The organism is Janthinobacterium sp. Ant5-2-1, from assembly GCF_001445815.1.
In the GTDB taxonomy this organism is placed as follows: Bacteria; Pseudomonadota; Gammaproteobacteria; order Burkholderiales; family Burkholderiaceae_D; genus Janthinobacterium; species Janthinobacterium lividum_E.
This window is the reverse complement of the sequence record NZ_LNCE01000008.1, coordinates 1-24,275: the sequence shown is the minus strand read 5'-3', so window position 1 is coordinate 24,275 and position 24,275 is coordinate 1. Positions and strand designations below refer to the sequence as shown.

Annotated in this window: 28 protein-coding genes; 7 read left to right on the top strand and 21 right to left on the bottom strand. The window is 63.8% G+C overall.

The window, feature by feature from the left end; all coding sequences use genetic code 11:
* Nucleotides 1–121: 121 nt before the first annotated feature.
* The 15 genes from ASN89_RS02060 to ASN89_RS01990 form a co-directional block, all read right to left on the bottom strand.
* The gene (locus ASN89_RS02060; RefSeq protein ID WP_152988410.1) at nt 122–700 is read right to left on the bottom strand and encodes a hypothetical protein; all 579 of its coding nucleotides are present in this window, start codon (nt 698–700) and stop codon (nt 122–124) included.
* Nucleotides 701–740: 40 nt separating this feature from the next.
* Nucleotides 741–1,226 (bottom strand): GNAT family N-acetyltransferase, encoded by a 486-nt coding sequence (locus tag ASN89_RS02055; RefSeq protein WP_058048100.1) that lies wholly within the window; start codon nt 1,224–1,226, stop codon nt 741–743.
* A 2-nt stretch (nt 1,227–1,228) separates the two neighbouring features.
* A complete protein-coding gene (locus tag ASN89_RS02050) occupies nt 1,229–1,873 on the bottom strand; it encodes a hypothetical protein (protein WP_235501825.1) in 645 nt (214 codons plus the stop codon).
* Nucleotides 1,874–1,929: 56 nt separating this feature from the next.
* Nucleotides 1,930–2,295: a hypothetical protein gene (locus ASN89_RS02045; protein WP_152988409.1), complete on the bottom strand. Its 366-nt coding sequence runs from the start codon at nt 2,293–2,295 to the stop codon at nt 1,930–1,932.
* Between the two features lie 26 nt (nt 2,296–2,321).
* Nucleotides 2,322–3,119: a phosphonate ABC transporter, permease protein PhnE gene (gene phnE, locus ASN89_RS02040; protein WP_058048097.1), complete on the bottom strand. Its 798-nt coding sequence runs from the start codon at nt 3,117–3,119 to the stop codon at nt 2,322–2,324.
* Entirely contained in the window at nt 3,116–3,928 is an 813-nt protein-coding gene (locus ASN89_RS02035; RefSeq protein ID WP_058048167.1) for a PhnE/PtxC family ABC transporter permease, read from the bottom strand. Before ASN89_RS02035 ends, phnE begins: the two co-directional genes overlap by 4 nt.
* A gap of 17 nt (nt 3,929–3,945) precedes the next feature.
* Nucleotides 3,946–4,758, bottom strand: coding sequence for a phosphonate ABC transporter ATP-binding protein (locus ASN89_RS02030; RefSeq protein ID WP_058048096.1), 813 nt, complete (start codon nt 4,756–4,758; stop codon nt 3,946–3,948).
* Between the two features lie 127 nt (nt 4,759–4,885).
* Entirely contained in the window at nt 4,886–5,764 is an 879-nt protein-coding gene (locus ASN89_RS02025) for a putative selenate ABC transporter substrate-binding protein (protein WP_058048166.1), read from the bottom strand.
* A 29-nt stretch (nt 5,765–5,793) separates the two neighbouring features.
* Complete coding sequence (gene selD, locus ASN89_RS02020) at nt 5,794–6,858, bottom strand: selenide, water dikinase SelD (RefSeq protein ID WP_058048095.1); 1,065 nt, start codon at nt 6,856–6,858, stop codon at nt 5,794–5,796.
* 45 nt (nt 6,859–6,903) lie between these two features.
* Complete coding sequence (mnmH, locus tag ASN89_RS02015) at nt 6,904–7,995, bottom strand: tRNA 2-selenouridine(34) synthase MnmH (protein ID WP_058048094.1); 1,092 nt, start codon at nt 7,993–7,995, stop codon at nt 6,904–6,906.
* A gap of 90 nt (nt 7,996–8,085) precedes the next feature.
* Nucleotides 8,086–8,898 carry a hypothetical protein gene (locus ASN89_RS02010; RefSeq protein WP_152988408.1) on the bottom strand — a complete coding sequence of 271 codons (813 nt, stop codon included), beginning with the start codon at nt 8,896–8,898 and terminating at the stop codon, nt 8,086–8,088.
* Nucleotides 8,895–9,980 carry an HBL/NHE enterotoxin family protein gene (locus ASN89_RS02005; protein WP_058048092.1) on the bottom strand — a complete coding sequence of 362 codons (1,086 nt, stop codon included), beginning with the start codon at nt 9,978–9,980 and terminating at the stop codon, nt 8,895–8,897. The genes ASN89_RS02010 and ASN89_RS02005 overlap by 4 nt, the downstream gene beginning before the upstream one ends.
* A 52-nt stretch (nt 9,981–10,032) precedes the next feature.
* Nucleotides 10,033–11,124, bottom strand: coding sequence for a hypothetical protein (locus ASN89_RS02000; RefSeq protein ID WP_058048091.1), 1,092 nt, complete (start codon nt 11,122–11,124; stop codon nt 10,033–10,035).
* 94 nt (nt 11,125–11,218) lie between these two features.
* Complete coding sequence (locus tag ASN89_RS01995) at nt 11,219–11,908, bottom strand: LrgB family protein (RefSeq protein ID WP_058048090.1); 690 nt, start codon at nt 11,906–11,908, stop codon at nt 11,219–11,221.
* Complete coding sequence (locus ASN89_RS01990; RefSeq protein WP_058048089.1) at nt 11,905–12,363, bottom strand: CidA/LrgA family protein; 459 nt, start codon at nt 12,361–12,363, stop codon at nt 11,905–11,907. The genes ASN89_RS01995 and ASN89_RS01990 overlap by 4 nt, the downstream gene beginning before the upstream one ends.
* A gap of 103 nt (nt 12,364–12,466) precedes the next feature.
* Here ASN89_RS01990 and ASN89_RS01985 point away from each other — a divergent pair, with 103 nt between their 5' ends.
* From ASN89_RS01985 to ASN89_RS01955, 7 genes are all read left to right on the top strand, one after another.
* A complete protein-coding gene (locus ASN89_RS01985) occupies nt 12,467–13,375 on the top strand; it encodes a LysR family transcriptional regulator (RefSeq protein WP_058048088.1) in 909 nt (302 codons plus the stop codon).
* Between the two features lie 25 nt (nt 13,376–13,400).
* Nucleotides 13,401–14,219 (top strand): glutaminyl-peptide cyclotransferase, encoded by an 819-nt coding sequence (locus tag ASN89_RS01980; RefSeq protein WP_200968947.1) that lies wholly within the window; start codon nt 13,401–13,403, stop codon nt 14,217–14,219.
* An 81-nt stretch (nt 14,220–14,300) separates the two neighbouring features.
* Nucleotides 14,301–15,155 (top strand): hypothetical protein, encoded by an 855-nt coding sequence (locus tag ASN89_RS01975; RefSeq protein ID WP_058048087.1) that lies wholly within the window; start codon nt 14,301–14,303, stop codon nt 15,153–15,155.
* Nucleotides 15,152–15,799 (top strand): hypothetical protein, encoded by a 648-nt coding sequence (locus ASN89_RS01970; protein WP_058048086.1) that lies wholly within the window; start codon nt 15,152–15,154, stop codon nt 15,797–15,799. The genes ASN89_RS01975 and ASN89_RS01970 overlap by 4 nt, the downstream gene beginning before the upstream one ends.
* A 270-nt stretch (nt 15,800–16,069) precedes the next feature.
* On the top strand, nt 16,070–18,094 hold the full coding sequence (locus ASN89_RS01965; RefSeq protein ID WP_058048085.1) for a ferritin-like domain-containing protein: 2,025 nt from the start codon (nt 16,070–16,072) through the stop codon (nt 18,092–18,094).
* On the top strand, nt 18,094–19,023 hold the full coding sequence (locus ASN89_RS01960; protein WP_058048084.1) for a DUF692 domain-containing protein: 930 nt from the start codon (nt 18,094–18,096) through the stop codon (nt 19,021–19,023). The genes ASN89_RS01965 and ASN89_RS01960 overlap by 1 nt, the downstream gene beginning before the upstream one ends.
* Nucleotides 19,013–19,891, top strand: coding sequence for a DNA-binding domain-containing protein (locus ASN89_RS01955; protein ID WP_058048083.1), 879 nt, complete (start codon nt 19,013–19,015; stop codon nt 19,889–19,891). Before ASN89_RS01960 ends, ASN89_RS01955 begins: the two co-directional genes overlap by 11 nt.
* A gap of 76 nt (nt 19,892–19,967) precedes the next feature.
* On the opposite strand, the gene ASN89_RS01950 is transcribed toward ASN89_RS01955, so the two are convergent.
* From ASN89_RS01950 to ASN89_RS28895, 6 genes are all read right to left on the bottom strand, one after another.
* Entirely contained in the window at nt 19,968–20,216 is a 249-nt protein-coding gene (locus ASN89_RS01950; protein ID WP_058048082.1) for a DUF3297 family protein, read from the bottom strand.
* A gap of 54 nt (nt 20,217–20,270) precedes the next feature.
* A complete protein-coding gene (locus tag ASN89_RS01945; protein WP_200968945.1) occupies nt 20,271–21,077 on the bottom strand; it encodes an OBAP family protein in 807 nt (268 codons plus the stop codon).
* 32 nt (nt 21,078–21,109) lie between these two features.
* Nucleotides 21,110–21,424, bottom strand: a complete 315-nt coding sequence (locus tag ASN89_RS01940) for a hypothetical protein (RefSeq protein WP_035818984.1) — start codon at nt 21,422–21,424, stop codon at nt 21,110–21,112.
* Nucleotides 21,425–21,584: 160 nt separating this feature from the next.
* Nucleotides 21,585–21,986, bottom strand: coding sequence for a GFA family protein (locus ASN89_RS01935; RefSeq protein ID WP_058048081.1), 402 nt, complete (start codon nt 21,984–21,986; stop codon nt 21,585–21,587).
* A 10-nt stretch (nt 21,987–21,996) separates the two neighbouring features.
* Nucleotides 21,997–23,769 (bottom strand): ABC transporter ATP-binding protein, encoded by a 1,773-nt coding sequence (locus tag ASN89_RS01930; protein ID WP_058048080.1) that lies wholly within the window; start codon nt 23,767–23,769, stop codon nt 21,997–21,999.
* Nucleotides 23,766–24,275: hypothetical protein (locus ASN89_RS28895; RefSeq protein WP_058048079.1), on the bottom strand; the 510-nt coding region annotated here is incomplete at its 5' end. The genes ASN89_RS28895 and ASN89_RS01930, both read right to left, overlap by 4 nt.

Genomic DNA, 24,275 nt, shown 5'->3' with positions numbered 1-24,275 from the left:
TTCATCTCAATTAATGGCTGGCATGAGTGTAGAAAAAAACACAGGCGCCAGGAGGTTTTTAAGACAGGATGTCAATCGGGATGAATGGAGTGCTTGAAATCGCGTTTATCCGGATTCGCCCTCAATGATCTGCGGCTTGCACGGCGACGCCCGACGTGACCAGGACTTCACGTTCATAGGCGCCCAGATGGCCATAATGGCCTTTGGGACTGAGATAGCCGACAATATGCACGCGCGGCTGCTGATAGCTTGAGTTGGGCGCCTCCAGGCCGATGTCGTGCCACGCGACGCTGCCGAAGGAGTTGAACCACCATGCGTCGTCGCCGGCGTCGCCGTCCAGGTCAATAGAGACCGGCTGGAAGACACTCTTTTCAAAGCCCCGCGACCAGACGCCATCGCGCTCGATGGCACGGTAGCCATAGCCTGCCATGATGTTGGTCCGTTCGGACGGATGATCGCGCCAATAGCGTTGGCCATTCACGTAGGCGTCACGCATGGCGGCCGATTGCGTTACGATGCCGCCTGAGGGATGGGTCAAGCCTTGAAAGAACCATTGCGCATATTCGGCTGGCGGCGCAGGTGGTTGCTTGTCCGCCGCCTGTGTTTGCGCAAACGCATGGGCATATTCAAGAACGATATCCGGAATATTCGCTGCGCTCGCCTTGCCGGCAAGGACAGTCAATAGAAGGAGTGTCGACATAGATCGCAACATCGCTTTGCACCTCTCCATTGGTTAATACTTATGCAGGCGCCAGCCACTCCATCTTCTGCACCTGGATATGCGGATGGCTTTCCAGCGCTTCCCACTCCGGTAAAAAGACAAAGCCCTGTTTCTGGTAAAACGCCGCCGCGCGCGCATTTTCCGGCGCCACGTCGAGCACCAGGCGACGATAGCCATTGCCGACAGCGCATTGTTTCACGGCGTCGACCAGGCCTTGCGCGACATTCCGGCCCCGATATTCCCGATGCACCCACATGGCGATCAGATGACACTCGCCATTGCCGGCCACCACTTGTGCGGCCAGGCCGATGGGGCGTTCTCCGTCAAAGGCGAGGAAAAAGGTGCGCTGTGGCGTGCTGATGGCGCGCTGCTGCCAGTCGGCATCGGAAAACCCGGCAGCGCTGGCGTGGCTGGCGCCAAAGGCCGTGGGCGCGTCGAGCAGGGCGGCCAGGCGCGTGGCTTTCAAGGCCGGCCAGTCGCTGACGATGGTGGAGCGTATACGCATGCTCAATTGAAGACGATCGCCGTTTTGTGTTCGATGCTGAGCCGGCATGCCTCGTAAGCGGCCAGCCAGGCGACCAGTTCGCGTTCCAGGCCTTCTTCGGCGTCGATGCGCGCATTGATGCGGGCCGCTTCTTCATCGCTCAGTTCGTCGCCCAGCAGGAAGATGCCCAGCGCGGGCGCGACCGTGACCAGTTCAGCACGCAGGCTGTACGAGGAGCCCAGCATGCCACCCAGCAGCGCGTGTTCCTCATCGGCAAAAATGACTTCCTCGAAGACGAGGGGGAAATAAAAGCCCTCGCAGTCGGAATGGCAGATCAAGTGGCTGTCAAAGTCATCCTGCGCGGCATCGAGCACCGGATCCTCCGTTGCATCCTCGTTTTCGGCCAGTGGCGTGGCGCGCCATTGCGCATCGAGGCGCGCATGGGCATACGCGCGGCGCAGGGTGTGCAGGAAGCTGTATGGAAAGGAATCGAGCATGACGCGCGAGTCCAGTTGCGGCAGCGTCGCCGGTTCGCTGTGCTGTGGCAGCCCCGCCTTTTGCAGCAGCAGATTGGCTTCGTCCAAAGCGGTGACGAGCCACTGCGCGCCTTCCGGGTCTTCTTCCTGCAGGTCGGCAAGGGCGCCGACCGAAATTGCCAATCCCATCATGAACTCCTCTAGTTGCAGCTGCGCATCAGTCTAAACCATTTGCCTTCGATCATCATTTACGATTGATCCCACACTTCGATGGTCAGCAGTTGACCCGGTTCACAGGCGGCGATGCGGTCCTGGTGCACGGTAATGCAGCCGGGCCAGCCTGTGAGCCGGTCCTGCGGAAATTCGCCATCCTGCGCTTCGGCGATACCCGCCTGCAGCAGGGGCACGACGACGTTCGCCAGCGCCGTGTAGCGGTTGGGAAAGCCGTTCGACGACAGCTGGGTTGCCTTGCCATCGTGGCACAGCTGGGCGATCCAGTCGGCGCCGAACAGGCCCGCTTCCCACGTGGCGAGAAAAGCGTCCTTGTTGACTTTCGTCATGTCGGCCATTTGTTCCGGTGTGTCTGTCGAGATAATGGTCCACCAGCCTGACATGGGTTTTCCTTGTAAAAAGTAAAGAATTAACGGGTCATGGCGCGGCGTAGCAGGTAGCTCAGGCCATCGACGGCGGCCACCATCAGCAGCATGGCGACGATGACGGTTGCCGCGTTCTGCATCTGGAACAGCGACAGATGGTATTTCAGCATTTGCCCCAGGCCGCCCGCACCGACGACGCCGAGGATGGCGGCGGCGCGAATATTGTTTTCCCAGCGGTACAAGGTGTACGACATCATCTGCGGACTGCACTGCGGCAAGGTGGCGTACAAAAAGGCCACGGCGGGGCGCGCGCCATTGATGCGCAAGGTGGCGGCAGGCAGGGGCGGGCAGTTTTCAAACGCGTCGGCAAACAGTCGGCCCAGCACGCCCACCGTGTGCAGGGCCAGCGCCAGGGTACCCGCGAACGGGCCCAGGCCGGCGGCGATCAGCAGAATCGAAGCCCATACCAGTTCGGGAATCGAGCGCAGCACGTTGAGTATCGCGCGCGTGGCATTGCGCGCCAAGCGACCAAAGCGGCCGCTGGCGGGCAGGGCCAGCAGCGCGCCCACGAGTGCCGCGATCACCGTGCCGATGGCCGACATGGCCAGGGTCTCGAACGTGGCGACGCCCACTTTCATGAGGAAGTTGGGCGCCAGTTCGGGCGGGGCGAAGCCATGCAGGAAGTCGGCGCTCGTGCGCACGGCGTCGGCGCTGAAGAACTCGCCCCATTTCAGGGGCAGGGTGGCGAAGCTGGCGATGACCAGCAGCAGCAAACCGGCCAGCAAGGCCCAGGTCGACCAGCGCACGGGCGCAGGCGCGGGCATCGCGGTGAAATGCCTCATGCCAGCCTCCGGCGCAGCATGGCGGACACGGCATCGGCGCCCGCCACCAGCAGCACGAAGACCATCAGCATCGTGGCCAGCTCATTGCCCGCCATCATTTTCATCGATTCATCCATGCGCTGGCCCAGGCCGCCCGCGCCGACAAAGCCCATGACGACGGAGCCGCGGATCGCGCATTCCCAGCGGTAAATCGTGTACGACACCAGTTCGGCGGCCGATTCGGGCAGGGCGCCGTACAGCAAGGCTTTCAAGCGGCCGCTGCCGTTGTGGAGCAAGGCGTTGCAGGCGGACGCATCCGACGATTCGAGGATTTCCGCGTAGACCTTGCCCAGCATGCCGCAGTAGGTGAGGGCGATGGCGATCACGCCCGCCGTCGGCCCCAGGCCGACTATGCGTACCAATAACAATGCCCAGACCAGTTCCGGTACGCTGCGCAGCAGCACCAGCAGCGCGCGCACTGCGTGGCGCAGGGCGGCGGCCAAGGGCGAGACGGTGCCGCTGCCGATGCGCGAAATCGACAGGCGCTCCGTCACCAGCAAGGTTAATGGAATGGCGCCCAGCATGGCTAGCGCCATGCCGGCCGTGGCCATGGCAATGGTTTCCCAGCTGGAAATGGCCACCAGTTGCAGAAATTCCAGCGAGTGGGCGGGCGGCACGAAGCTGGCGATGAATTGCCAGGTGGCCGCCAGGCTTTGTGCATCCCATAAAATCCACGGCTTGAATTCGGCCTGCACCAGCATCGGCCACAGCACGAGCAGCACGACGGCAGCGCCGGTCAGGCGGCCGCGCCAAGCGGGGTCGTGGGGCATGGCGGCGTCGGCGTTCTTCAGCAAAGGGGCCTCGCCGCGTCCAGGTGCGTTTCCACGGCCTCGAATTGCGGTGCGGGATCGGCCTTGTTGCGGTACAGCTCGGCGATCATGGCGTCGCTGACTTCGCTGCTGGGCGCATCGAACACGACCTTGCCGTCGCGCAGTGCGACGATGCGCGTAAAGCAGGCGCGGGCGATTTCCACCTGGTGCAGGCTGCAGATCAGGGTGGCGTTGCGCGCCGTCGCTTCGGCCTGCAGCACATTGATGGTCTGCAAAGCCAGTGTGGGGTCGAGCGCGGACAAGGGTTCGTCGACGAGAAAGACTTCCGCATCCGACACGAGCGCGCGGGCCATGCCGCAGCGCTGGCGTTCGCCGCCGGACAGGCGGTCGACACGCGCATACAGTTTATCCTGCAGGTTGAATTTACCGAGCGCTTCCCACGCGGCGCGCGGGTCGACTGGCGCCAGCAGCGAACGGATGGCTGTCCATAAACTCCATTGCGGCAAGCGGCCTGCCAGCACGGCGTTGACGACGCGCTGGCGCGGCGGCAGCGGCGGCGTCTGCGGCGCCAGGAACAGGCGCGCGCGCAAGCGGTGGCGCGCGGCGCTGGCGACTTGCCAGGGTGAAGTGCCAAGAATGTTCAATGTACCCGATTCCGGGCGCAGCGCGCAGGCCAGGGTGTGCAGCAAGCTGGTCTTGCCAGCGCCGGAAGGGCCGATCAGGGCGATCTGTTCACCTTGGGCCACGTCCAGGTTGAGCTCGCGCAGGGCCAGCGCATTACCGGCGGCGCCCGCGTGGTGGACGCTGACCTTGTGAAGTTGGAATGTCATGCTTGTGAAGTCGGTAGGTCGGATTAGGCCGTAGGCCTTAATCCGACAACATTGTTGGCATTATTGCTGGTGTCGGATTACGCGGCTTCGCCGCTAATCCGACCTACGGCAAACGCGTCGGTGTCAATTACTTCAACAGCTTCGCATCGCGCGCGGCCGCTTCGATATCCTTGTAGTTCTCGGCCTTGGTCGGGATGAACTTGGTGGCGCGCTGCAGTTCGAGGATTTCCTTGCCTTCGGCCGTCGATGGGTCCAGCGCCAGGAAGGCGTCCGTCAGCTTCTTGCGCACGGCCGGGTTCATGTCGGCGCGCACGCTCCAGTTGTAGTCGTAGTAGCCGGGCGTCGTGTAGAACACGCGCACTTTGCTAGGATCGACTTTTTTCGCTTCGACCAGTTTTTCCCACACGGAGATATTCAAGGTGCCTGCATCGACCTTGCCACCGGCCACTGCTGCCACGGTGGCGTCATGCGCGCCGGAAAATGCGATGCGCTTCATGTCCGTGTCCGGATTGATCTTGGCGGCCAGCAGGTAGTAGCGCGGCATCAAGTGACCGGAGGTCGACGATTCCGAACCGAACGTGAAATTCTTGCCTTTCAGGTCCGACAACTGGTTGATGTCCTTGCTGGTGGTCACGAACACCGAGCGGAATTTCGTGTCTTCCTCGCGCTGCACCAGCGGGACGATCTTGCCGCCGCTGCGCACGTTCGCTTGCACGAAAGTAAAACCGCCGAACCAGACCATGTCGAGCTTGTTATTGATCAAGCCTTCCACGGAGGCCGCGTAATCGGTGACGGGCGTAAATTCCACCTTCATGCCCAGCTTTTTCTCGAGGTAGCTGCCCAGCGGCTTGAACTTGCGCTGCAATTCCGTCGGCGCTTCGTCGGGAATGGCCGATACGCGCAGCACTTGCTGCGCTTGCGCCAGGCCGCTGTGGATGGCCAGGGTGGCGGCGACGGTGGCCAGGATGGCAGGGAACTTGCCAAATGAGTTAGAGAACGTGGTCATGGGAGTGCCTTTGCAAAAAAATTTGTTCATTAGATGACGGAAACCCCGGTCGTGCCTTCCTGCATCTCGCCGATGACGACGGCGTCGGCAAAGCCTTCGGCACGGAAAATCGCCAGCACTTGCTCGACGGCTTCCGGCGCGCAGGCCACCAGCAGGGGGCCTGCCGTTTGCGGGTCCGTCAGGATTGCCTTGTCGATGGCGCTCAGGCTGTCGGCCAGCGCCACTTGGGCGCCATATCCCTGCCAGTTGCGGCCGGATGCACCCGTGATGTTGCCGTTTTGCGCCAGTTGCTGCACTTGCGGCAGCAGCTGCACATCATTCATGGCGATACGCGCCTGCAACTTGGCGCCGCGCGCCAGTTCCAGGGTGTGGCCCAGCAAGCCGAAGCCCGTCACGTCCGTCAGCGCATGCACGCCGTCGAGCAGGGCCAGTTTCTTGCCCGGGGTATTCAATTTGGTGGTGTTGTCGATCAAGGAGGCGTAGCCGCCCGCATCGAGCGCATTCTTCTTCAGCGCGGCCGACAAGATGCCCACGCCGATCGGCTTGCCCAATACCAGTTTGTCGCCGGCGCGTGCGCCCGCGTTGCGCTTCACTTGCGACGGGTGGACCAGGCCCAGCACGACGAGGCCATAGATCGGTTCGACGGAATCGATGGTGTGGCCGCCCGCGATGGGAATACCTGCCTGGGCGCAGATGGTTTCGCCACCCTTTAAAATCAGGCCGATGGTTTCCACGGGCAGCTTGTTGATCGGCATGCCGACCAGGGCCAAGGCCATGATGGGCGTGCCGCCCATGGCGTACACGTCGGAAATGGCGTTGGTGGCGGCGATGCGGCCGAAGTCGAACGGGTCGTCGACGATGGGCATGAAGAAGTCCGTCGTGGCGATCAGCGCCTGCTCGTCGTTGAGCTGGTAGACGGCCGCGTCATCCGAGGTTTCTATGCCGACCAGCAATTCCTTCGGCAGGGGAAAACCGCCGCTGCCCTTTAAAATATCGGCCAGCACGCCCGGCGCAATTTTGCAGCCACAGCCGCCGCCATGGGCAAATTCGGTCAATCGGATCGGTGTATTGGGTGTTGCTGCGCTATCGGACATGGTCTTCATCCTGCTGAAATAAGTAATTGGGTGGCAAGCCAGGCATCACGCGGCGCTGGCGGTACGGTTGCCGCCGACGATAGCACATAATGCGCGTGCGGCTTGCTCAAAGGCATGTTCTGAAATGTCGGGCAGCACCAGCGGCGTCGCCTGGGCGTAGCGGCTGAAGTTGCGGGCGATCGACTGGCGGTAGACGGGGTCGTAATGCTGGACCAGCAATTCTTCCACCAGTTCTGCCATGCGCCCAGAAGTAGCCAGTTGCTGCCAGTGGGCAATTTTTTCCTTGCCATGCAGCTGCGTCAGCAGGGCCAGCTGCACGTTCAGGCGGGCCGGGTCGCCGACGAAATGCGCATAGTCCTGCATCAGCAATTGCACGCGCTGGTTCGTGGCCAGGAGCACGTCCGTGCAATCGGCCGCGCGCATCTTTTCCATCAGCGCATCGGGCACGCGCAAACGGCCCACTTTCTTGCTTTCCGATTCGATGAACACGGGCCGCTGCGGGTCGAAAGTGCGCAGTTGCTGCCACAGGGCGCTTTCAAATGTTTTTTGCGATGGCTGGTCTTCCTCGGGCAAGCCGCCCAGCACGGAGCCGCGGTGGGCCGCCAGGTCTTCCAGGTCGATAACTTGCGCGCCTTGGCTGTCCAGCACTTGCAGCAAGCGGCTCTTGCCGCTGCCCGTGGGGCCGCACAGCACGTTGATGAAGTCGAAGCGCTCTGGCAGGGTGGCCAGCTCGGCATTCACGTGGCGCCGGTAATCCTTGTAGCCGCCCTCGAGCTGCGTGACGGGCCAGCCGATGCGCGCGAGAATGTGCGCCATGGCGCCGCTGCGGTTGCCGCCGCGCCAGCAATAGACGAGCGGTTTCCAGTGCTGCGGATGACCGAGCAAACCGTCTTCGATATGCCGCGCGATATTCTTCGCCACCAGCGCCGCGCCCAGCTTCTTCGCCTCGAAGGCGCTCGTTTGCTTGTACAGGGTGCCGACCCTCACGCGCTGCTCGTCGTCCAGCACGGGCAGGTTGATGGCGCCCGGCAAGTGGTCTTCCGCGAATTCGGACGGGCTGCGCACGTCGATGATGGCATCGAACTCGCTCAAGCGGGGCAGGATATCGCTGAAAGGCTGAACTGCGGGGTATTTCATCGTGGCGCGGGTGCTGGCAAGGGGAAAGACGTATTATCCCCGATAAACGCCCGTGCCGTCAGTCCCTGCAAGCAATGGACCTCAGGCGGCTCAAGCCGCATCCGTGCCCAGGGTGGCCAGTTCCGTGCTGGCGGCCGTCGCCATCAGGGCAATGACGACCGCGGCGTCGCCCGCGTCCAGGTCGCCGCTGACCTCGAGCAAGTCGCTGACGAGAAAATTGACGGCATTGCGCACGCCCGAAATGCTGGCGGCGAGACTCTGGCAATCCGTGCCCAGTTGCTGGCACGCCGCCTTCATGCCACTGAAGGCGCCGATCTGGCCGTTCAGGCCGGCGATCTGGCCTTGCAGGTCGCTGACGTCGGACTTCCATTTCAAGTACAGGCCCAGCGCCACGGCCAGGCCGACCAGGCCGAACGGACCTAGCGCCAGCAGATAGTAATAGCGCTTCTGCGCCGCATCGAGTTCGCTTTGCGCGTCGCCCAGTTGTCCCTGCAAGCTTGTGACCTGGCTTTGCAAACCCGCCTCGACACCGGCAAGCTGGTTGAAATAGCCCCTCAATTGCGCCGTCTGCGCCGTCAGCGTGCCCGCCGTGCCATTGGCCGTGCCTTGCAGCTGCCGTGCCTGCTGTTGCAGGGCCGACATCGCCGCCTTAATATCGGGCAGCGGCGCTTGCGCCGACAGCATGCTTTGTACTTGCGCCAGCTGCGGCGTTGCCGTCTGGACGAAGGCGGCGACGCTCTGTTGCAGCGCGCGCGTCTGCGCCACCATGGGCTGGATCAAGGCGTTGCAGCCGGCCTGGATCTGCTGGGCGGCTGGCGGCAAGCCACCGAGGGCCGCGATCTGCTGCTGCGCGGCCAGCAGGTTGGCAATGGTTTGCGTCAACAGGCCGGCCATGGCGCTCACGCCGCTGCGGCAACGGCCGCTTCGCCCACCGTCTGGCCCTTGGGCGCGACGATGCTGGTGACGCCCGTCATCTGGCCCTTGATCGTGGTGATGTCCGTGGTGACGGCTTGCATTTCCGTGTTGGCGGCCGTCAGGAACAGGGTGCGGATGGTGTCCGTGTTTTGTATGCCTTGCTGCAGGTCGCCGATCAGGCTGCCCAGGTCGCTGCTGAGGAATTCCCACGCGTTTTCCATCTGCGTGGCCGATTGCACGGCTGCCTGCACCTGGTTCGACAGGCTGGCATAGCCGCCGCTGATGCCGGTGGCCAGCTTGACTTCGGCCGTCAGCGACGCTTCCTGTCCCAGCAGGGTCGCCTTTTCATCGTTCAGGTTTTTCAGGGTGATGGCCGACGCCACTTCGCCGCCTATGCCGGCGGCCACGACGGCAACACCGGCCACCACGAGCGGCGTCGACGTGCCTGCCGTGACGAAATCGGCCACGCCGCCGACGACAACCATGAAGGTGCCGCCCACGATGGCCAGGCCGCTCAGCACGGTGCCGGCAATGGCGCCGTCGATCTGCCCCTGGATGGTGCCGAGCTGGCTGTTGATGGAGCTGAGCACGCCATTGTCGCCATTCACGGCCGCGTTCAAGTCGCTGACGGTGGTGGCGAACGAGGCGGAATCCGTGGTCAGGTTGTCGTGCAAGGTCTGCAGGGCGCTGACGACGCCGTTCGCGGCCGTCTGGTATTGCTGGGATTGCTGTTGCAGCGCCGTCAGGGTGGCGATCCACTGCGCCTCGGTCGAGCCGGTTGGCAAGGCCGTCAGCACGGCGTTGTTGAGCGCATAGTAATTGCCGATATTGGCGATGTTGGCAATGATCGTGGGCTGGATGACATTCAGGTAGGCGGTGGCGTGGGTTTGCGCCTGGCTCAGGCCATCGTTGATTTGCGACTGGTATTTCAGCAAATTGGCGTCGCCCGAAAAATCCACGCTGGGCTGCTCGTTGATGCTGTTGGCGTAGGTTTGTATCAGCAGCGCCTGCGAACATTGCGCTTTGTTGGCGGTGCTGATGCCTTGTGCTGCCTGGTTTTGATTCGACATGCGCGGCTCCTGGTCGGGTGGATTGTTATGGGGACAAGCGGTGGCGCGCCATTCAGGACGCGCCTGTCATGGCTTGCTCCAGCGGCGCCAGGCTGGCGGCCAGCAGCTGCCACGCCGTGTTGGCGTAATCGAGCTGACCGCCCAGCGTCTCGGCGTCGGCATTGCTGGCCATGCCGGCGACGGCATCGGCAAAGGCGGCCAGGCCGGCGCTGATGCCCGTCGCCGGCGGTGCCTGCGGCGACTTGCCCCAGTCCTCGGCCAGCACCTGGGCCGTATCGAGTGCGTTGTGAAAGGCGCTGCTGAACTGGCTGTTCTGTACTTGCACCACCTTGGCCACGGCCACCAGCGCATTGGCGCCGGCCAGTTGCTGGTAGGCGCTGGCCAGCAGCGCATTGTTGGCGTTCAGGGCCGCGCGGGCCTGGGCCGTTTCGGCCACGCCCTGTTCCGCCGCATCGATGCCTTGCACCACGAAGTCGCCCGATGGCGCGGTCTTTCCATCACCCTGGGCATCGCGGATCGTGGTCATGGTCTTGACGATCAATTCCGTCACTGCAGCGCCCGTCTTGTTGGCGCCGGCGACGATATCGGCGATATTCGTGTTGATGGCGGCTTTCAGCTGGTCGATGCTGGCCGATGACGCGCTGGCTGCGGCGCCCAGGGCGGCGATGGTTGCGGACAGCGCCGTATTGAAGCCCGCGTTGAGCGGCGCCAGTTCGCCGGCGATCACCCGCATGTCGCCCGTCAGCGCCTGGGCTTGCTGGTTGATGTGTCCCGACTGCACCGCCAGTTGCCGGTAGACCTGCGCGATGTCGGCGCGCGTGGCGCCATCTTGCGCCGCTTGCGCCAGCCGGGGCCGGTGCAGCTGGTAGGCGGCGTCCCATAGCGCGGCAAAGGCCGTCGCCTGGCTCAGCAAACCGATGTAGGAAGGCAGGATGCGGTCGCCGGCGGCCATCGCCCGGCTCTTCATTTGCGACTGGAACTGGCTGACCTGATAGGCCAGGCCGGCATCGACTTGGGCGTCAAGGTCGAGATTGGCCTGCTGCTCCAGCAGATCGGCGGCCGTCTGGGTAAACAGGAACTGGTCGCTGGCGGAAAAATAGTCGACTTGCAAGGCTTGCGGCCCTGGATTGGATGTGCTTGCCATAGGGTTTCCAGGATGGTGGGCGAACGGGACTCCGCACACTATCGCCCAACCCGCGCTTGCCGCTTTGACCTGCCGCAATCGCGCCAAGGGAACGTTAAGCTAGCAATCGCCCCAGCAGCGGCGCCAGCAGCACCGTCACGACGCCGGAAAAGATCATCGTCAGGCTGGCCACGGCGCCTTCTTCCGTGCCGACCCGGCGCGCCACGGACAAGCCAAAGCCGTGCGCGGCCGCGCCATACGGGGCGCCACGGGCGATGCGCATGCGCAAGGGCAGCAGTTTCAGCAGCGGTTTGCCCAGCATCAAGCCGAACAGGCCCGTCATGACGACGAAGATGCCCGTCAACTGGGCCGAGCCGCCCATGTGGCGCGACGCTTCCAGCGCGAACGGCGTCGACACGGAACGGGCAAGCAGGCTGCGCGCCATGTCGCCATGCACGCCCAAGAGACTATCCAGCAGCAGGGTGGCGGCGACCGATGCGACGATGCCGGCGCAGCTGCCCAGCGACAGGGCCAGCCAGTGCTTGCGGATCAGCTTGCGCTCCTGGAAGATGGGCAGCGCGAACGCGATGGTGGCGGGGCCCAGCAGCCACGGCAGCCAGCGCGTTTCGCCGAAATACGTGGCGAACGGTGTCGAGGTGGCCTGCACGATGACGATGAGTATCGCCGAGGTGCAGATGGCGGGCGTGAGCAGGAAGTGTGGATGGCGGCGGTGCAGCGCCTGGTTGGCGTAGAACAGCACCAGGGTCAGCAACAAGAACAGCAGCGACAGGAGCAAAGTACTCATGCTGCCGCCCTGGCCGCGCGCTGGCGCAGCAGTTTTTGCAGGCGCAATTGGCGTTCATAGCGGCAGACCCATTCCACGGTCAAGGCCGTGGCCAGCATCACGCTGGCAAAGCCCAGGCCGATATTTACGAACAGCATCAAACCCTGTGACTTCAACAGTTGCGTAAATTGCACCACGGACACGACCGACGGAATGAAGAACAGGAGCATATTGGCCAGCAGCCAGTTCGCACCCAGTTCGATGGCGGCGGGCCGCACCCAGCCCGCCAGCAGCAGGGCCACAAGCACGAACAGGCCGACGACGCCACCGGAAAATGGCAAGTGCAAGGCGGAGGCAGCTTCGTCGGCCAGCCACCAGGCGGCGATCAAGATGCCCACTTGCCACACGGTCTGCGCGGGGTGGCGCCAGGCAGGGCCGGAAAGTGTGGCGGTAGTGGAATAAGGGACGGCTTTCACGGCAGGCTTTCTAGCGGCAGGGGGAAGGTTTCATTGTAGGGAGCCCGCATCAAAAGATAAAATGACTTAAACTCATGATTATCATTCGATTTTGGAATGCATCATGGATATCCGCTCCCTGCGCTACTTCGTCGAAGTGGTCGAGCAAAACAGTTTTACGCGCGCGGCGGCCAAGCTGCACGTGACGCAGCCCACCGTCAGCAAGATGGTCGCCCAGCTGGAACAGTCGCTGGACCTGGCCTTGCTGGACCGCGCGGGCAAGCGCTTTACCCTGACGGACGCGGGCAAGGTGGTGCTGTCGCGCGCGCATGAGTTGCTGGCCCTGCACGGGGAACTGAAGGTGGAATTGCGCGACTTGCAACATCTGGAACGGGGTGAATTGCGCGTCGGCGTGTCGCCGCAGACGCACTCGACCCTGGCGCCGTGGCTGGCCGAGTACCACCAGCGCTATCCGGGCATCGAGTTGAAGATGTACGAAAGCGGCACGCAGGCGATCGAGCGCGACTTGCGCACCGGCACGGTGGAACTGGGCACCATGCTCGACTACCCGGGCAATGCGGCCACCTGGCAGGATTTCGAAGCCTTGCCCCTCGTGCGCTCGCCGCTGTGCCTGCTGGCCGCGCCCGGTTCTCAGTGGCAGGGACGCTCTTCCGTGGCCCTGGCCGAGCTGGCCGGCAGTCCCTTCATTTTCTACGGCGCCGCGTTTGCCTTGAATGACATCGTGCTCGATGCCTGCCAGCGGGCCGGTTTTGCCCCGCGTATCACGGGCCGCAGCGGCCAGTGGGATTTCATTGCCTCGCTGGTACAGCTGGGTGTGGGCATCTGCCTGCTGCCGAAGATGTATTGCGATACCCTGGATCAAACGCAATTTACAGTCATTCCCCTCGATGGTCCCCCTGTGGAGTGGAATCTGATGCTGGCCTGGCGCCGGGGAGGGCGGCTGTCATTCGCCGCGCGCGCGTGGCTGGAGCTCGTCAGGGCGCGCATGGCGCAGCCCGGGCGATTACAATAGGCGCTCGCCAACCACCGCCAAGAATATGAAGAACACAGGTAAAGCCAGACTGAAACGCACGGCAGGCTCATTGCTGCTGGGATTGCTATGCACCGTGGGCCTGATGAGTGAAATGGGTTATGCCCAGGCCGCCATTCCCGTGTATGGCTATTTCGTCAAGAATACCTATCCGCACGACCCCCAGGCATTTACCCAGGGTTTGCTGTTCAAGGATGGCCATCTGTACGAAAGCACGGGCCAGAATGGCCAGTCTTCCTTGCGCAAGGTGGAACTGGCGACGGGGAAGGTGCTGCAGAAAAGCATGCTCGACAAAAAAGTGTTTGGCGAAGGCATCACGGACGTGGGCGATGAAATCATCGGTTTGACGTGGGTGTCGAAGACTGGTTATGTGTTCGACCAGAAAACGTTCAAGCTCAAACGCACCTTCAGCTACCAGGGCGAAGGCTGGGGCCTGGCCAGCGATGGCAAATTCGTCTACATGAGCGACGGCAGTTCCGCCATCCGCGTGCTCAATCCGAAAACCCTGGCCGAGGTGCGCCGCTTCGAGGTCAAGGCCGAGGGCCGCCCCATCGAGCGCCTGAACGAACTGGAAATGGTCGACGGCGAGCTGTACGCCAATGTGTGGGGCGCGGACGTGATCGCCCGCATCGATCCGGCCAGCGGCAAGGTTGTCGGCTGGATCGACCTGACAGGCTTGCTGCCACCGGAACAGCGGGGCACGGCCAATCCCGACGCCGTGCTCAACGGCATCGCCTGGGATGCACGGGGCAAGCGCTTGTTTGTCACGGGCAAACTGTGGCCGAAGCTGTTCGAGATCGAGCTGATCGAAATCCAGCGCCGTTGATGTTTTCAATTGGACAGTGTTGCTGAGGAGGAATCGTTTAGAATTCTGATTCTTCGCCCAGTGCGACCTTTACAGGATGCCATGCTGTCCCTCTCTTTATGCCGCCTGGCGGCCGCCGCCAGCCTGCTTGCCGCCATCTGGCCCGCCGCACAGGCGCAGACGCCCAACATGCCGGTGGTCAGGCAATACGGCGACTTTGCCGTCACGAATGGCCGTTACGACTCTCTGGTCACCTTGTCTTTCCGCCGGCACGGCTACTGGCCCGGCGGCGCGCGCGAAGTGGTGGAAGTGCGCCCCATCAAGGCCACGCGCGAAGGCCAGCCCATGCTGCTGGCTTTTACCAAGGGCTATACGGGTCAGGGCACGATACTCATTGGCGTGCAGAATGGCGAACCGCTGATGCGCCCCATCAGTCCCTTGCAGCGCGACAATATGGTGCGCACGGAACGCGACCCCGAATGGGGCGTGCCGCAGCCTGGCCGTCCCGAGGTGCTGCTGTTTCCCCGCGACGGCCGCGCGCTCGATACGGGCACGGGCGAACTGCTGTGGTTTGACGTGCCGGGCAACGTCAGCGGCGACTATCCGCAGTCCATGCTGGTTTCCGTCTCGCCCGACGGGCGGCGCGGCGCCTATCTGACGAATGCGCTGACGAAGGTGGGGATTATCGTCGCCACGCGCGACGACGGCGTCGCTGGCGTGCTGGCCTTGCCGCCCGATACCTATCAACGGTGGTTGAAACCCTTGTCGGAGACCGCTTCCGCGCAGGCGAGCGCCGCCATCAAGGCGGGCAAGGGCCGCACGGATTCGATCCGTATCCGGCGCGAGCTGGAACTGGCCTGGTTCGGCCAGCAATTTCAATGGAAACAAGGCACGAACGGCTTGCAAGTGACGGGGCTGGGCCTCATTTCCGCGCCGCCGGAAGGAAAACAGCCATGACAATATCCAAACTGATCGCCGGCTGCTTCGCCGCCTCCTTGCTGGCTGGCTGCGTGCACGGAGAAACGTTCCCCAAGGATTATCTGGCGCAAGATATCGACAAGCAGCAAGCCTTGCTGGAATTGGACGTCGTCTTCGGCAAAGAGCCCGATGACAAGCTGACGTCGCGCACGACGGCGCGCAATACCGTGGAATACGCGGGCGCGCCGCATATCGTCGTGCCGTTTTACCAGAAGGGACTCGGCTTCGACCAGGGGTTTGCCGGCACCTATATCTTTGGCATCGTGTATCCGGTTGCCAAGGTCGAGACGGCCACGGCCAGCAGCCGCGTCTTTGGCCAGAAACTGGATGGCCAGCAGCCGGGCAACCCGCGCTACCGCTTCCGCGTGCCGGGCAAGGCGCAGTGGAACAGCAATGAAACCTTCATGCTGAGCTTTGAGCGCAAGGGCCGCCGCGAAGAAATCACTTTCCGCTTCAGCAACGAGCAAAGCTGCCCATCCGCCTTCCTGGCCACCACGCCACACTATGGTTTTCCCATCAAGGTCGTCGCCACGTTCAAGGACAATAAAGGTTGCCTGAAAGTGTGCGACAGCCGCGAGCAGTGGCCCGGCTTTTGCGCCTTCCAGCCGCCGCCGGCCGCCTGACTATCACCATGCAAGCCACGCGCCGGCGCCTGCCGGTGCGGCGCTTATACACGCGTGCGTTTTGCCGATTCTATTCAATTGTCATCGAATGGGGGCTGAAAACGCCTATTTTCATGGCGCAATGCAGGCTGCGCTGCCTCCCGGCCAGCGCATAAATCTTGCCGCAAAAGTATTTTTCTCAGGCGTATGATTTCCTTGCCGTGAACAGCGCGCGCAGATGGCGCGGCCCGGCCCGATATCCGAAACGCATCCTGCCTGTGGAGATACAGAATGAAAATGCCCGTTTTAGGAAGCACCCAGCCCGCCATCACGAATCGTCCGCTCGATATGCTGGACACCGACAAGGCGGCCGTGCGCGCTATCGCCCAGGCAGCCGTCAGCGTGGAACTGTTCACCATTCCCTTGTACATGGCCACCATGTATTCGATCCACGGCACGCACCAGATCAACTCGAAAGGCATCACCTATTATGAAGGCCGCCAGTGGCCGGGCATGGGCACCACGGCCCGCCCCGAACTGGCCGAGCAGAAAGCCTTCAATATCATCTTCAGCGTCTTCATCCAAGAAATGCTGCACTTGCAGATGGCGGCCAACCTGGCCACGGCCATCGGCACGGCGCCATGCTTCACGGGGTCTGAGCTGCAATCGCAGGACCATGGCTGGACCTGCTACGGCGAGCACTGCACCGTGATCCCGCACATCGTCGACTTGCAGGACACGTCCGGCTACCGCCACGTGCGCGTCAACCTGGAAGAGCTGAACGACAACCAGTGCGACCTGTTCCTCGCCATCGAGCAGCCCGAGGCGCAGGCCCGCGCCCAGCTGGCCGAGTTCGACAGCCAGGACCACACGAAATACTTCCCCGAGGTGCCGCTGCCGGGCTGGACGCCGGGCAAGCACGTGCACGATCTGCCCCTGTTCGGCACCATCGGCTATATGTACGAATGCTATGCGCGCTACATCAGCATCGAATACACGGATGGCCAGACCCTGTGGCAAAAACTGTTCGTCAACGGTTCGGTGCAGCAAGACATGTTCAACAGCCGTGTCCAGGGCCATGCGCGGGCGGAATTTCCCCGCTTCGACACCTGCTTCGGCCCGCAGGACCAGGATGGCGGCCAGACGGGTTCGTTCAACAAGGCCATCGACATGATGGCGGCCATCACGGACCAGGGTGAGGGCAGCGAAGCGGCCATCCAGCGCTACCGCCGCGACGCGGCGCAGCGGCTGATGGCCGTGCAGCCCGATTACCGCGAAGACCTGGCCGCCTTGCAGTGCGATTACCCGTCCTACGCGAACAATGGCAAGGAGGCCGAATCGCGCGACGCCCAAGCGCGCCACGACAGCGCCCCGTTCGACCACTACGAGCGCTTCGGCCAAGTCAAGTCCATGCTGCCCGTGAAGACGTGGGCCGGCTGGCACAGGGACGGCGGGCGCTGGAGCGAGGCCATGCTGACCAACGAGCGCTACAATCCGGCCACTGCGCCGAAGAACATTCCCGCGCCGGCCGCCGTGGCGGGCGCCCTGAACCGCCTGAAGGATACCAGCGGCACCCTGGGAATGCTGAGCACGGTGGCCACGGGCGCCATCTACGGCATCACTTCCGTGCTGGACCAGTACTGGCTGAACCAGCAACTGGACTTCCCGTATCCGTCGATGGTGGGCGCGGGCGACCGCATGGCCATCTGCTGGGCCGTGCTGGGCCAGGCGCCTAACCTGGCGACGGGCGTGCCGCTGGCCGACAAGTCCGTGCTGTACCACGCTTGCCAGGGCATGCATCTGGAGGGCGAAGCATCGTCCACCTGCGCCGCGCTGGCCGTCTACCATACATGCCGTGGCTCCAACGGCTGCCACGCCCAGGGCGGCTGCGGCTTCGCCCAGGCCGACACGGGCGGTTCGTCCTGCGGCCACTCGGTCAAGGCCGCCGCGTCGCCGGGCACGCCGTGCTATGTGCCGCCACCGCCACCGGAGGCCGATAAAGTCTACAGCGCGCCCAGCGACAACAAATGCGCGAGCTTTGGCGGCTGCGCCGTGCCGATTTCGGCCTCGCAGCTGTATCCGAACACCACAGGCAAGGAACCGCCCGAGCCCGCCACCATGACCTTGTACGATTTCGGCCCCGCGCCCGATCACCGCAGCAAGCCGCTGGGCCAGACGATGAGCTTTGCGCTGAGCGACAATGTCTACGACAAGGCCTGGGAAGCCTACGGCAAGGTGATGGCGGCGCGCGGCACGCCGGTGGGAGCGCCGCCTGCGCCCACCGACCTGCGCCTGGCCTTGCCGCCGTCGACCTGATGCGGGGCATCCTGCACGAGGCGCGGCCGCGCCTGGGCCTGCCGAACCTGGGCCTGGGCGTGGGGCTGCGCCCGCCGCACTATGAGCACATTCTGCGCCACGGGCCGCAAGTGGACTGGTTCGAGATCATCAGCGAAAATTTCATCGACAACCACGGCTATGCGCGCCATGTGCTCGAGCAGGTGGCGGCGCAGGTGCCCATCGTCATGCATGGCGTGTCGCTGTCGATCGGCAGCAGCGATCCCCTGAGCCTGGCCTACCTGCGCAAGCTGCGCCAGCTGGCCGCCGAGATCCGGCCCGCGTGGATTTCCGACCACCTGTGCTGGACGGGCGCCGCCTCGCTCAACAGCCACGACTTGCTGCCGCTGCCGCTGGACGAGGCCAGCCTGCGCCACGTGGGCGCACGCGTGCGGCAGGTGCAGGAATTCCTGGGCCGTCCCCTGATCCTGGAAAACCCCAGCACCTACGTCGAGTTTGCCCAGTCCAGCATGCCGGAATGGGAATTCCTGGGACGCCTGGCCGAGGACACGGGCTGCGGGCTCTTGCTCGACGTCAATAATGTCCACGTCAGCGCGCATAACCACGACTATGACGCGGCCGCCTACATCCGCCAGTTGCCGCACGACCACATCGTGCAGATCCACCTGGCCGGTCCCACCGTCTGCGGCGCCGTGCTGATCGATACCCACGATGCGCCCGTGCCGGACGCGGTCTGGCGCCTGTACGCGCTGGCGCAGCAGCTGACGGGCGGCGTGTCGGCCCTGCTGGAATGGGATGCGGAGATTCCCCCGTATCCGCAGTTGCTGCTTGAGCTGGACAAGGCGCGCGCGGTCGGGCGGGGCGAATTCGCGGACGCCGCGCCAGCCAAGGTTGCCGCCGCCGTCTCCACGCCGCTGGGCTTTCACCTGGAGGCCGCCCATGCGCCGTAGCACCGCCGCAGGCGAGGCTGGCGAAACCGGCGTGCCGCTGGCGCAATTGCAGGCCTGGTTCCTGACGGCCATGACGGTGCCCGGCGGCGCCGTGCGCGGTGCGCAGCTGGCCAGCGAGCGCCACGGCTTGACGCAGGAGCAAGTGCTGAAACGGGCGCGGGGCGGGCCTGCGCCGCTGCACATCCATGCGGACGGCTACGTGCAGCGCCTGCTCGAATGCCTGCAGGCCGACTATCCCGTCTTGCACAAGGTGATGGGCGACGAGCTGTTCGCCTTCTTTGCCCGCGCCTATGTGTGGCGCCACCCATCCGCTTCGCCCACCTTGTATGACCTGGGCGACGGTTTTGCCGAGTTTCTCGCCGCCAGCCAGCGTGCCGCCGGGGCACAGGGAGATGCCTTGCGCTTTGCCGTCGAACTGGCGCAGCTGGAGCGGGCGCGCAGCGAGGCGGGCAGGGCGCCGGGGCTGGAAAAACGCCCGCCGCCCATCTTGCCTTGCGGACTTGACTTGCTATTAGGAAATGCGCCGGCCTGGCGCCTGGCGCCGTGCACGCGGCTGCTTGCCCTGTCGTTTCCGATGTGTGCTTTCTGGCAACAGGCGCAAGCCGCGCCCGACGACGCCGTGCCGGCCCAGCCGAAGCCAGCTCCCGCCTTTGTCGCCATTTCACGCCTGCATTACCGGCTTGCCATGCAGGAATTGCAGCCGTGGCAGTTTTATTACCTGCAGGCGCAGGCCGGCGGCGCGCCGCTGGCGCAATGTGCACAGCAGGCGGCGCGGTCCAGTGGCAGGGAGCCGGACGAAGTGCTGGCCGACGCCATGCTGTGGCTGCCCATGGCTGCCGCGGCAGGGCTGGTCATCATCGATGCGTGAGCGGACGGCGGCAGACGCAAAAAAGGCCGATGAAAATCGGCCTCGATGACACTGCAGGAACAACTGCAAGTAGTGCTTAACGGTAAAACGCTTCGACTTTGCCCTTGAGCTTGATCTGCAGCGGACGGCCGCGGCGGTCGAGCGACTTGGTGGAAGCGACCTTGATCCAGCGTTCGCTGATGCAATATTCTTCCACGTCAAGACGTTCCTTGTCGTTGAAGCGGATGCCGACGTCGTTCTCGAACACGGCTGCAACGTGGTAAGGGCTGCTAGGGTCGATCGACAGGCGATCGGGCAATAGGGGTAAGGTGGTGGTATCGTTCATGGGCGTAATTATCGCCCAGAATGCGGTTCCAGACAACGGCCTTTCGCGTGCCGGCTATCTAGCCGGACGCGAAATGGCGGGTTCGGCCGTGTGCGTGGAGGGTGACGGTAGTGATGAGGAACCGTGCTGCGTTCCCGTCGGGTCGGCCAGCTGGATGGTCTTGCCGTGCTGCCAGGCATCGGCCCCGGCTACGATGGCTGGCGCAGCGATATCGGCCCGCTGGCGGCGTTTGTCGGCGGAATCGATGCGGAAACGGCGGTCGCGCGCGGCGACCATGGCGGCGTCGGCCTGGCCATCAGCTGTAAAACCCATCATCAATTGCGGCACGCCCAGCGGCAAGGTCTTGTGCAGATCCGTGTGCCAGGTATGCCAGGTCTTGCCATACGTGGCGACGAGTTTTTGCATCAAGGCTTTTTCCGCCACGGCGGGAATGCCGGGGGCAATCAGTTGGCCTGATTTGACTTCATGCACATGGCTGTGCCACAGCGCTTTTTCCTCTGCCGGCAAGCTCTGGTACAGCCTGGCGCTGACGATGTATTCGACGCCCATCAGCTTGGCATCCTTGACATTGCCGTCGTAGATCACGCACTGGATCAGTTCTTCATTGACGATGGCGCAATAGTGGTGCGCTTCCATCTGGCCGCGCAGATTGCCATTATAGAAATGAAAACCGTCAAGGTAGGCGTTTAGCGCCGCAATCGGCGGCCGGGCTTGCAATGCGTCGGCACCCGCGTCCAGTACGCGCGTGGAGACCCCGGCCGGCGTGCCCGGCGCCTCCACGTTCGATGCCGTATTCCTGGCGCCGCAGGCGGCAAGGCCCATGCCCAGCCCGGCGCACAGCATGGCCGTCAGTGCTTTCATATCAGGAAGGCGCATCGGGCCATGCCCGAGGATCAGGATTTGTCGTCATTCTTGTGGCTTTGACGTCCCGCTTCCACGTGCTGCTCATGCGTGCCGCCGCGCGTGCCCGTGCCGGAACCCGATTGCTGGCCCGACTGTTGGCCCGATTGCTGCGAGCCCGATTGCTTGTCGCCGTCATTCTTGTGGCTTTGGCGGCCCGCCTCGACATGCTGCTCGTGCGTGCCGCCTTGGGTGCCGCCCGACGATTGACGGGTGCCGGACTGTTTGTCCGACTGCTGGCTGCCCGATTGGCCCGATTGCTGTTTGTCCGATTGGCTGCCCGATTTGTCATTGCTGTTCGAAGTCATGGTCGTGTCCCCTATGGTTGATTTGCGAAATCATCCGGTTCAACATTGGCTGCACCGTTGAGACCATTCTCGCTGCCTGCGTCGGGCTTAGCCATAGGGACACGACTTGTCGCCACGTAGGAAAACTCCGGGGTAGCAGACAACCATTTCTACATTGCTACTACAGATGCCGCGTTTCCTGCGGCGGCATGTCCCACTCGTCATGCCGGCCATCGACAAAGGTGACGGGTACTTGAGCCAGCTCGGCCGCCGAGGCGTCATCGAGGCAGCTGACGCCGATGCCGACGAACGGTCCGCTGCGGGGAGAATTACCGTGGCCGAACGGGCGCACGCCGCAATGGCGGCAAAAATAATGGCGTTCGCGGCGGGCGCCGAAGCGATACTCGCTCAAGTCCGCCTCACCGGCCAGCAAGCGAAAATCCGCAGGCGGCACCAGGCTGGCCCAGCAGCGGATTTTCAGGCAGTAGGAACAGTTGCAGCGCAGGCTGGGGGCAGCCAGGTCGATCTCGGCCGCGAAGCGCACGGCGCCGCAGTGGCAACTGCCATGGTAGGTTTTTTTCATCTGGCCTACTTTACAAGGTTGCCGCACTATCATGCAACTGCTGGAATTGCGATAGCTGCTGCTGCATCAGCCGCGCATACTGGCCGCCCGCGCGCAGCAGCTCGGCGTGCGTGCCTTGCTGGCAAATCCGGCCCTTGTCCATGACGATGATGCGGTCCGCCTTGACGATGGTGGAAAAGCGGTGGGCGATGATGATCGTGGTGCGTCCCTGCATCAGAGTATCGAGGGCGTGCTGCACCAGCTGTTCGCTGGCGGCGTCGAGCGCACTGGTCGCTTCGTCCAGGATGAGGATTTTCGGCGCGCGCAGGATGGCGCGGGCAATTGCGATGCGCTGCTTCTGTCCGCCGGACAATTGAACGCCCCGTTCGCCCACGAGGGTTTCGTAGCCGTCCGGAAAGGCTGCAATAAAATCGTGGGCATGCGCCAGTCGTGCCGCCGCCACCATCGCTTCGCGCGCCACGACCCGGTCCGGCACGGCAAAGGCGATATTGTCGGCGATGCTGCCGGAAAACAGCGCCGGTTCCTGTTCCACCACGGCCATCTGGCGCCGCAGCTGCGTCACGCCCAGCACGTGCGCATCGATGCCGTCGAACTGCAGGCTGCCCGCGTCTATCTGGTAGTGCCCCAGCACGAGGCTGGCGATGGTGGACTTGCCCGCGCCCGAAGCGCCGACGAGGGCGATTTTTTCGCCCGCGCGGATGGACAGGCTGACGCCGTCGAGCGCCGTCACCTGCATGCGCTCGGGATAGGAAAAACGCACGTCGCGCAGCGCGATATGGCCGGCCAGCGGCGGTTGTGGCACCGCTTCGGGCACGGCACGGTGGCTGCGCAGGATCTCGAAGATGCGGTCGGTCGAGCCCATCGTGCGCATCCACGTGTTCCAGAATTCGCTGATGGAGCCGGCCGTGTCCGTCACCATGCTGGCATAGATGACAAAGGCCGTCAGCTCGCCCACGCTCAGGCGGCCCTGGCCGATCAGGTGGGCGCCGAAGCACAAGGTGGTCAGCAGAGCAACAAAGGCGAGCAAGCCCTGCGCGCCCTGGAACACTGCCAGCAGCCGCGTGCCGGCCAGGGACACGCCCAGCAGCTCGCGCATGGCTTGCGCGTAGCGCGCCATGGCGCCGCCTTGCTGGTTGAAGGCCTGCACCAGGCGCGCATGGGCAAAATATTCCTGTGCCACCTTGCCGCTGGCGGCCAGGGTGGCGGAAATGGCCCGTGCGCGCGTCCGGTAATTGCTGCCCGATAACTTGCCGAGATACAGGCTGATGGGGATGAACAGGGCCAGCGGCAAGCTCAGCATGGGCGACAGCTGCAGCAGCATGGCGATGCCTCCCACAAACACGCACAGCGAGCGCAAGGCATTGGCCGCACCGATGGTCAGGCTTTCATGCAGAGCCGACACGTCGGACGTGAGCCTACTGTTCAGTTCGCCACCGTGGTGCTTGTCGAAAAAGGCGATGGGCTGGTTGATCACCACGTCGAACAGGCGCCGGCGCACGCCCATGACGATCATGTGGCCGCCCGACTGCAGCAGATAGAAGCGGGCGGCCGAGGCCAGCGCATACAGCAGGCTGAAGGCCAGCATGGCGGCCACCATGCCCGGCGTGACGCCGCGCTGCGTCAGTTCCGCCACGTTATCGATGAAATACGCAATGGCTTGCGGAAAGGCCAGTTGCGCGCCCACAGTAAGGGCCATGCACAGCAGGCCGGCGGCGATGCGCCAGCGCACCGGGTACAGCAGGCGCAGGCGTTCCAGATGCGGGCTGAAGTTCATATTGCTCATGCGGCGCGCTCCTGCGACGGTACGGCGTTCAATTGTCCGGCCAGGGCCAGCCAGTCTTCATCGCCGATCAGGCCCGTCGCTTCCACCGTACCCTCGTGATTGACGAACACATAGGAAGGCGAACTCATCATTGGATTCACGCGCCGGTAATCGCGCAGCGTCAGCCGCGCCGCCGCTTCCCGCAAGGCGTTGCCGGGCAAGAAGGCACGCAGCCTCCGGGCCGGTTCTTCGCTGATCAGCCACATGGCTAGGCCGGCCTCGCGTGCCAGCGGCAGCAGCAGTTCGATGTCCGCCAGCTTTTCCGCGCATTTCGGACAGCGGCTGGCCAAAAACAGCAGCACGGCCGCCTGGCTGGCGGCGCCCGGCTGGAAACGCGCGCCGCCAGCCAGCGGACGGGCTTGCACGGCAGGCAGCGGCTCGCCCGGCTCCAGCGCAGTGGGCGCGATGCGTTCGCGGCGGCTGGCGCGCAGCACCGCCAGGGTCAGCCAGATATTGCCGGCGACGGC